We start from the raw sequence: 8,881 nt of genomic DNA on the forward strand, positions 1-8,881 counted from the left end.
CCTAATACACAAACTATTCTGATTAGTTTTTTAAAATTTCTTTGTAAATTTTTTCCAGCGCCTTTGTTACCGCCCTGTCGATGACTTTTTCACGCGGTTGCCCGAAGTTAAATTCCTCTGTGTAAACTCCGTTTGGCGTTGCTAATGCAATTATAACCGTTCCTACTTCTGCGTCGGCATCGCCTTTGTTTGGACCTGCATTTCCTGTGGTTGCCAAAGCATAATCTGTTTTCATGATTTTTTGAGCTCCCAAAGCCATAGCTTCTGCAACTTCAACGCTTACAACAGAATGCTTGTCTATCAATTCCTGAGAAATGCCCAAAATTGCAACTTTAGCTTCTGTAGCATAACTTACCAAACTTCCTTTAAAATAAGCCGATGAACCCGAAACCGAAGTTAAAACCGATGCAATTTTACCGCCGGTGCAACTTTCTGCCGTGGACAAAGTTAAGCCTTTTTCTTTTAGCAATTTACCCAAAACCACTTCGATTGATTCGCCATCATCAAAACCGACAATAGCGTCACCAATAATCTCACGTAGCTTTTCAACTTGATTGTCCAACTCTTCAAGCAACTGATTTTCGTTATTTCCGCGAGCAGACAGTCGTAAACGTACTTGTCCGGGACTTGGCAAATAGGCTAATTTTATAAACTCCGGTAAATTATCTTCCCAACTTTCGATTTGCTCCGCCAACAAACTTTCTCCAATTCCGTAGGTTCTGATGGTTTTGTGGACTATATAAGGACGATTGAATTTTTGGATTAATTTCGGAATCACTTCATTCTCCATCAAATACTTCATCTCAAACGGAACGCCCGGAAGCGAAATAAAAACCGTATTTTCCTTTTCCATCCACATGCCTGGAGCTGTTCCAACTTTATTGAACAGCACTTGTGCTTTTGACGGAACCAGCGCCTGATCTTTATTGATTTGCGTAATCGGACGTTTGAAATAACCCTCGATTAATTCGGTTACATGTGCTAAAACGTTTGCATCCGAAACTAATTCGTCATCTAAATATTCGGCTAAAGTTTTTTTGGTGATATCATCTTTGGTCGGCCCAAGACCACCGGTAAGAATAACAACATCGAAGTTGTTCTGCAATCTGGAAAACGTAGTCAGTATATGCTGTTTTTCATCCGATATGGACAACATTTCATAAACTCCGATTCCGATTTTATCTAAAGATTTGGCAATAAACGCTGAATTGGTATCAACAATTTGCCCGATAAGAATTTCATCGCCAATGGTTACAATGGCTGCTTTCATAATTTAAAAAGATACTAGTGACTACTTATTTATGGTTGCACAAAGGCGCCAACCATTTTTAAAACCATAGTCAATATTATGAAAAGTAATGCAAACCGCAAATACAAATGAATCATTTTTCGTTCTTCCGAAAATCCTTCTGCCGCAACTACGTCGTTCAAGTGAAAAGTCTGACTTTCTGAAATCAACTGATGAATCGCATCGCTGTCTTTCTCCAAAAGATAATACAAAACCGTATCATCCGACAGAAGCGCAGTACGCTTGTCTGCGTAAAAATTTAACGATTTTGCATTCAGTTCTTTTTCAAATGAAGCAACTTCTCCGACAGGAACATAAACTTTGAAATGTCTGTCGAATCTCACTTTAATAGTATTAGGCATAATGGTCGGTTATAAATTATAATCCTTCTTGACCTCTTTTAAAGCATTATCAACATGCTCTTTAAGGCTTTTGAAGACTTCTTTAATTTCTTTTCGTTTCCCTTGCGATTTAGTCCATTCCATAATCTGAAGATTCTCTTCATAGGCTAAATCCATTCCCAATAGATCTAAAGTAGGCTTAATTTTATGTGATGAGGCGTAAGTTTTGGAATAGTCTTTTTCTTCTATTCCTTCTTTTATGGATTTCATTTCAATTGGAACTTCCTCCACAAAAAGTGTAATTATCTGTTGTGCAAATTCGGTATCGTTATCCGAAATTTCATAGACTTTTGATAAGTTATAATGTAATGCCATTTACTTTACCTGAATTCTAAAAAGTTGTTGTCCTTCAATAAAACCTTCCAAAACGTCATTTGGCTGCACTTTGTCCACTCCGGCCGGCGTTCCTGTAAAAATAACATCTCCTGTTTTTAAAGTGAAATATTGAGAAACATAAGCAATGATTTCGTCAATTTTCCACAACATCTGGTTTGTATTTCCACGCTGAACTATGGTTCCGTTGTTGGTTAATTCAAAGTTAATATTTTCGAGTGAATTAAAATTTTTTTTCGATAAAAAGTCACTTATTATCGCTGAATGGTCAAATGCCTTTGCTTTTTCCCACGGCAACCCTTTTTCTTTTAACGTTGCTTGTAAATCTCGAGCGGTAAAATCAATTCCCAAACCGATTTCGTCATAATATTTATGCGCGAATTTGGTATCAATATATTTTCCAACCTTATTGATTTTAATCAAAATTTCCACTTCGTGATGCACATCATTCGTAAATTCCGGAATTACAAATGGAGTTTGTTTAGGCAAAATCGCAGTGTCCGGCTTCATAAAAATCACAGGCTCCGATGGACGTTCGTTATTTAATTCTGATATATGGTCGGCGTAATTGCGGCCGATGCAAATGATCTTCATAGTCTTCAGTGTTCAGTATTTTAGTGTTTAGTATTTTAGTGTTCAGTATTCAGCAAAACAAGACTGCTAACTGACCACTACATACTGCCTACTGTTTTGTATTCAGTTTTCTCAATTTGATTCCAGTAAGGACTTTCTTTGTATACAGCGGAAAATCAGCATTTTGAATCCAACCGAAATAGCCTGGTTCTTTTTCCAAAACCTCATCTACCAAAGCGCCTTTGTGTTTTCCGAAGGTAAAAATCTCCTGACCTTCTGCATTTAAGGCGATGAATCCAGCAAAATCTACTGATTTTTTTCTGGTTGTGAATTCTGACAAAGACTTCATGTCGTTTTCCAAATCCGGATAACGTTCCAATTGTGCTTTCAAAATTTCATAAGTCGCCATCGTGTCCGCTTCGGCGCTGTGTGCGTTGTCTAAGGTTTGTCCGCAATAAAATTTATAGGCTGCGCTCAATGTTCGCTCTTCCATTTTATGGAAAATGGTCTGAACATCAACGGAAACGCGGTTTTTCATATCAAAATCAACTTCGGCACGCAACAATTCTTCGGCTAACAACGGAATATCGAATCGGTCGGAATTAAATCCCGCCAAATCTGAATCTTTAATCATATTATGAACCTGAGAAGCCAATTCCTTAAACGTAGGCTCATTCGCGACTTTTTCATTCGTTATGCCGTGAACCGCCGTTGCATGTGCGGGAATTGGAATGGTCGGGTTCACCAACCAGGTTTTACTTTCTTTATTTCCGTTGGGATATATTTTTACTATGGCGATTTCCACGATTCTGTCTTTTCCGACGTCAATTCCGGTAGTTTCCAGGTCGAAAAAGCAGATGGGTCTGTTGAGTTTTAATTCCATTAATCAATTTTAAGTATTACAAATATAAGAGAACCGATTTCTTTACAAAAGAAAACTACTTAACAAGTTTTACAATTTTGCTTTCAGAATTGTTCATAATGTTCAAAAAATAAATGCCTTTACTCATCGTATTGGGCAATTGAAAATTAATGGAGTGGTTTCCGGAAGTAATTCGCTGTTTGTCTAAAAGGGTTTCGACTTTTCTTCCGCTAAAATCAAATAAATCGATATTGATGTTGCTATCCTCTGTTAATTTAAAATCAATGTTCAGCAAATCGTTTATTGGGTTTGGATACACTGAAATTTTAGCATCAGAATTAAAATCTGAAGCTGACAAATTCAAACCGGATGTGTAGCGATACATGATAAAATCAAAATGTACAGGATTTCCACTTCCGCCGCTACCGGAAACCACAATTTTACCATCTGGCTGCAAGGCTATCGAATAAGCCTGACCAATTGTTGAAATTTGACTCACAATCCCATTAACCCCGAAAGTCGAATCTAAATCTCCATTGCTCAAAAACCGCATCATTCGAACTGCACTGCAACATGCAGTTCCTGGAGAATAATATCCTGACGCAATAATTTTACCATCAGGTTGTTGCGTGGCCGCTAATATGTTTGTACTTGAAGGATATGAGGCCATGTCATCTGTTATTTCTGTGACAACAACTCCATTTGAACTAAAAGAGGTGTCTGGTTGCCCGTCAGAATTAAAACGTACGTGCTCAATAATATAAGGATACTCACTATTTCTTTCTCCTAAAATCATTATTTTACCATCTGATTGGACTTTCAAATATTTTAAATATTCGCTTTTATTAGCTATTCCTACAATTGTTTTTCCGTTTTCACCAAAAGCCGTATCTAACGTTCCATTTGCGTTGAATCTTGCAATAATAAAATCATAATCGTATCCGTAATAGTCATCCCATTCACCAGTGGAATTACCGGCAACCAAAATTTTACCATCTGATAAAATTTCAATAGCTGTTGCACTATCTAAAACTCTAAAACCAATGTTTTGTATACCGTTCTCACCAAACGAACTATTTAAACTTCCATCTGAATTAAACTGTATCACTAAAATTTCGGTTGAAACACTTAAATCTCCTGTGTAGCCAACTGCAGTGATTTTACCATCAGGATGAATTGCAAATGATTTTATTGCGCTAACAAAAGTACCATTAGGAACCGCTAGTAATCCTTGGGTACCGAAACTATTATCTACGCTTCCGTCATTATTTAATCGAGCAAAATAATATTCTTTACGCGATAACAGTGGATTATAAGTATCACAAACCACGACAATTTTTCCATCAGTTTGCAAAACCATCGAAAAGAGGTTCAGCCCTATTCCAAAACTTGTGATTACTGACTTGCCTTCAGTTCCAAAAGAAACATCTAAAGAACCGTCTAAATTATACCGCGAAAAAGCCAAACGACTCAATCCTTCAAATCCAAATGTTCCGCCGGCAATAATTTTACCATCAGACTGAATAGCCAAAGCATACAGCAAAGAATTCTCAGTCCCGAACACAGTTGTTACTTTTCCGTTGTCTCCAAAAGAAGGATCCAAAACACCAAACTGAGAAAAAACAGTACTATAAAATAAAAGGGAAACAACTACTGAAGTAAATTTTACACCATCCATACTAAAATCAATTGGTTAAACAATTAAACTATTGATGGTATTTGAAGAACAGCTTAGAAAAAAGCCAACGCTAAGTTACAAAAAATTAAGAATCAAATGGTTATAAAAAAAGACCTCAAAAATGAGGTCTTTTAAAAACAAATATATTTTGTGGATTAAATATCTCTATTAATATCCCAAGCTTCTAAATAATCTGCAACGCGTTTTACGAAACTTCCTCCTAGCGCTCCATCTACAACACGGTGATCGTAAGAGTGCGATAAGAACATTTTCTGACGGATTCCAATGAAATCACCTTCCGGAGTTTCGATAACCGCAGGTACTTTACGAATAGCTCCTAAAGCCAAGATTCCTACTTGCGGCTGGTTGATAATTGGTGTTCCGAAAACTGAACCGAAAGTACCAACGTTTGTTACTGTATAGGTTCCGCCTTGTGTATCGTCCGGTTTTAATTTACCTGCTTTTGCACGGTTTCCTAAATCGTTAACCGCTTTTGCCATACCTACCAAGTTTAATTGGTCTGCATTTTTAATAACTGGAACGATTAAGTTTCCGTTTGGTAAAGCCGCAGCCATACCTAAGTTGATGTTTTTACGTTTGATGATGAAATCACCGTCAACCGAAATATTCATTCCTGGGAAATCACGTAATGCTTTAGCAACCGCTTCCATAAAGATTGGAGTAAAAGTCAACTTCTCACCTTCTCTCTTTTCGAATGTGTTTTTAACTTTATCTCTCCATTTTACGATGTTGGTCACATCCACTTCAATAAACGACTGAACGTGCGCCGAAGTTTGTACCGATTCCACCATGTATTTGGAAATTAGCTTACGCATTCTGTCCATTTCCACGATTTCATCACCACCGTTTACAGAAACTGGTGCTGCTTGTGCCGCCGGAGCTGGAGTTGAAGCTACTGGAGCCGCAACCGGAGCCGCTGCAACTGGCTGACTTCCTCTGTTTTTGATATAGTTTAGGATATCTTCTTTGTTCACTCTTCCGTCTTTTCCTGTGCCTTGGATAGACTCTAATTCTGCTAAGGAAATTCCTTCTTCTTTCGCGATATTTTTCACTAATGGCGAGAAGAATTTATCCGATGCTGAAAAATCTGCCGGAGCTGCAACTTCTTTAGCTGCTTCAACCGTTTTAGCCACTTCAGCAACCGGAGCTGCAACTGCTTCTGCTTTTGGAGCTTCTGCTGCTACTGCACCTCCTTCAGTTTCGATAATCGCGATGGTTTGTCCAACTTGAACCACATCATCGGTTTTGAAAAGAATTTCCACAAGAGTTCCCGCTACTTCAGAAGGCACTTCGCTGTCTACTTTGTCGGTAGCGATTTCAAGTACTGCTTCGTCCATTTCAATACGGTCTCCAACGTTTTTCAACCAGTTGGTTACTGTTGCTTCTGCAACGCTTTCTCCCATTTTGGGTAATTTCAATTCAAACTTTGCCATATCTTTAAACTAAAGTTGTGTTTTCCTATTTGGATTGCAAAATTACTAATTATTTCGATTTATAATTTCACAATCTGTATTTTTTTATTCGATTGTAATTATTTCACCTCTGTCGTTACTACTGTTGCTTCCTATCGCAAATGAAGCAGCTTTAGGGATGATTTTGAAGGTAAATCTTCTATTCTTATGTTCTTCGAGAAAAGTAATAATTTGTTTAAACGAAATTCCGCCGTTATCGAAAAGAATTTCAAGGTGTTTTTCTGAAGAATTTGCCTGCGAAAATAACGCATTTTCATCAATTTCAGCAATACGGATTACCTTTTTTTGAAGTTGATTTTCTAACTTGATTCTCAGATTTTCATCCGAAGAAAACAAAACGTATTCCTCAATATTATAAGAAACCTGTTTCTGCTGATTCTTCTTCAATAACGAAAAGGTAAAAGCGCCCATTCGCATGAAAACATCAAAAATAACCGAACCTCCGAAGTGCTTTTTGTAGAAAAATTGCATCGCTTCCCGAAAACGCTTCATATACGTTCCGTCACGAACGGTACTTTCACCTTTATAATGAATCACGGAAGTTTCGTGGAAATAATAATTTGATTTACCCGATTTCAACACCAGATAACTCAAATCAATATCATCCGAATACATGAAACAATTTTCATCAAAACCGCCTACTTCTAGGTATAATTCGCGTTGCATCACCATAAAAGCTCCAACGAGAATATCGACTTTCCCAGTTTGGTTTTCGGATAAATGTTGCGCGTAATATTTATTGAAAAAAGATGATTTTGGAAAGATTTTGTACAAACCGAAGATTTTAGTAAACGCTACCCAAGGTGTTGGAACACCGCGCTTACTTTCGGGTAAAAAGTTACCTGTTCCGTCGATTAATTTACAACCTACGATGCCTAAATCGGGTTTAGATTTGGCAAAATGGAGCACTTTTTCAAATGTATCTTCCGCAACTACAGTATCCGGATTTAAAATGCAGGTGTATTCGCCTTTCGCTTCGGCTACACCTAAATTATTGCCTTTCGGAAAACCCAAATTTGCTTTGTTTTCAATGAGTTTGACATTCGGAAAACGGCTTTTCATCATTTCACAGCTGTCATCTGCAGAACAATTATCAACAACAATAATCTCAGAATCAATGTTTTCCAAGGCTTTTTGAACACTTAAAACACATTGCTCCAAAAAATAACGCACGTTATAATTAAGGATGATTACCGAAAGCTGCATGCAACAAATATAGTTGAATTTCCTATACTTAGCCGATTGCAGTACGCTTTAAAAGTAAATTTTACATTGAGGCAATTCCTGTTGTAAACGAAGTTTTTCTGCTTCTGAAATAGGATTACCCGTCAGAATTAAAGTTTTCAAATTAGTGAGTTGACTGATATTTTTCGGCAATTTGGCCAGATTATTATTAGCCAACGAAAGAAAATTTAGCTTTTGGAGTTGAACCAAATTATCCGGCAATTTTTCTAAAACATTATAATTCAACAACAATGCTTCCAGACTTTTCAATTGTGAAATATCTTCCGGTAAATATTTGAGGGAATTGTAATCGAGTTTCAGTTCTTTCAGATTTGGCAGATTAAATCGGTCTTTTTCAATTTCATACAACTGATTATTGGACAGCTGCAACACTTTCAGTTTTTTAAGTTTCGACAAACTTTCCGGCAAATAACTGATTTGATTGTTATCCAATTCTAAAGCCAACAATTGCTTGCAATCACCGATTGATTCGGGTACAGCAACCAGCGAATTCAACGAAGAGTACAGATATTCCAATTTATGCAATTCACCTATTTCTGTTGGCAATTTTGTAAGCTTATTTACAGCAACATCCAGTTTTTTGAGCTTATTTAGCTGTTCAATTTCTTTTGGAATATATTTTATGGCATTTTGTCTTAAAACCAGCACTTCTAATTTGGAAAGTTGTAAAAGATTTTGGTCAAACTTTTCCAGATTGTTCTGCATTAGGTTTAGAAATTTCAAATGTGATAATTCCGAAATTTTGTTTGGAGTAACGAACAAAAACTGATCTCTTAAATTAAGCTGAGTAACATTTCCTCCAGAAGAAAGCGCCTCATCAATACTAAAATATAGCGGCTCCAAACTATTGGCTTCCTGAGCATTATTGACCCCAACAAAAAAGAAAAACAGAACGACTAAATAATTCTTCATAATCTTCATTTTCTATAAAAAAGTAAAGGCCGACATCTTTGGAATGCCGACCTCAACTACCCAACTAAAACTAATTGTCTGATTTTTTTACTTTAA

General features: G+C 36.9%; 9 protein-coding genes. All 9 read right to left on the minus strand.

Translation table 11 applies throughout. The features are described from left to right. Positions 1-22: 22 nt before the first annotated feature. Positions 23-1,270, minus strand: a complete 1,248-nt coding sequence (locus RUH60_RS11145; protein ID WP_313808309.1) for a competence/damage-inducible protein A — start codon at positions 1,268-1,270, stop codon at positions 23-25. Between the two features lie 29 nt (positions 1,271-1,299). After that, on the minus strand, positions 1,300-1,650 hold the full coding sequence (locus tag RUH60_RS11150) for a hypothetical protein (RefSeq protein ID WP_313808311.1): 351 nt from the start codon (positions 1,648-1,650) through the stop codon (positions 1,300-1,302). Between the two features lie 9 nt (positions 1,651-1,659). Then, complete coding sequence (locus RUH60_RS11155) at positions 1,660-2,004, minus strand: histidine kinase (RefSeq protein WP_313808313.1); 345 nt, start codon at positions 2,002-2,004, stop codon at positions 1,660-1,662. Continuing rightward, positions 2,005-2,616: a fumarylacetoacetate hydrolase family protein gene (locus RUH60_RS11160; RefSeq protein WP_313808315.1), complete on the minus strand. Its 612-nt coding sequence runs from the start codon at positions 2,614-2,616 to the stop codon at positions 2,005-2,007. A gap of 88 nt (positions 2,617-2,704) precedes the next feature. Continuing rightward, positions 2,705-3,478, minus strand: coding sequence for a 3'-5' exonuclease (locus RUH60_RS11165; RefSeq protein WP_313808317.1), 774 nt, complete (start codon positions 3,476-3,478; stop codon positions 2,705-2,707). 55 nt (positions 3,479-3,533) lie between these two features. Then, positions 3,534-5,135 (minus strand): T9SS type A sorting domain-containing protein, encoded by a 1,602-nt coding sequence (locus RUH60_RS11170; RefSeq protein ID WP_313808319.1) that lies wholly within the window; start codon positions 5,133-5,135, stop codon positions 3,534-3,536. Positions 5,136-5,290: 155 nt separating this feature from the next. Then, complete coding sequence (locus RUH60_RS11175) at positions 5,291-6,589, minus strand: dihydrolipoamide acetyltransferase family protein (protein ID WP_313808321.1); 1,299 nt, start codon at positions 6,587-6,589, stop codon at positions 5,291-5,293. Between the two features lie 84 nt (positions 6,590-6,673). After that, on the minus strand, positions 6,674-7,834 hold the full coding sequence (locus RUH60_RS11180) for a glycosyltransferase family 2 protein (protein ID WP_313808323.1): 1,161 nt from the start codon (positions 7,832-7,834) through the stop codon (positions 6,674-6,676). A gap of 48 nt (positions 7,835-7,882) precedes the next feature. After that, the gene (locus RUH60_RS11185) at positions 7,883-8,785 is read right to left on the minus strand and encodes a hypothetical protein (protein ID WP_313808325.1); all 903 of its coding nucleotides are present in this window, start codon (positions 8,783-8,785) and stop codon (positions 7,883-7,885) included. Positions 8,786-8,881: the final 96 nt, after the last annotated feature.

Origin of the sequence: Flavobacterium sp. (genome assembly GCF_032153895.1) — a bacterium.
Taxonomy (GTDB): domain Bacteria; phylum Bacteroidota; class Bacteroidia; order Flavobacteriales; family Flavobacteriaceae; genus Flavobacterium.

What these genes read in the sequence shown, in the direction of transcription:
- RUH60_RS11165 (WP_313808317.1), bottom strand. Translation starts at nt 3,478, where the DNA reads ATGGAATTAAAACTCAACAGACCCATCTGCTTTTTCGACCTGGAAACT.
- RUH60_RS11145 (WP_313808309.1), bottom strand. Translation starts at nt 1,270, where the DNA reads ATGAAAGCAGCCATTGTAACCATTGGCGATGAAATTCTTATCGGGCAA.
- RUH60_RS11155 (WP_313808313.1), bottom strand. Translation starts at nt 2,004, where the DNA reads ATGGCATTACATTATAACTTATCAAAAGTCTATGAAATTTCGGATAAC.
- RUH60_RS11160 (WP_313808315.1), bottom strand. Translation starts at nt 2,616, where the DNA reads ATGAAGATCATTTGCATCGGCCGCAATTACGCCGACCATATATCAGAA.
- RUH60_RS11170 (WP_313808319.1), bottom strand. Translation starts at nt 5,135, where the DNA reads ATGGATGGTGTAAAATTTACTTCAGTAGTTGTTTCCCTTTTATTTTAT.
- RUH60_RS11180 (WP_313808323.1), bottom strand. Translation starts at nt 7,834, where the DNA reads ATGCAGCTTTCGGTAATCATCCTTAATTATAACGTGCGTTATTTTTTG.
- RUH60_RS11175 (WP_313808321.1), bottom strand. Translation starts at nt 6,589, where the DNA reads ATGGCAAAGTTTGAATTGAAATTACCCAAAATGGGAGAAAGCGTTGCA.
- RUH60_RS11185 (WP_313808325.1), bottom strand. Translation starts at nt 8,785, where the DNA reads ATGAAGAATTATTTAGTCGTTCTGTTTTTCTTTTTTGTTGGGGTCAAT.
- RUH60_RS11150 (WP_313808311.1), bottom strand. Translation starts at nt 1,650, where the DNA reads ATGCCTAATACTATTAAAGTGAGATTCGACAGACATTTCAAAGTTTAT.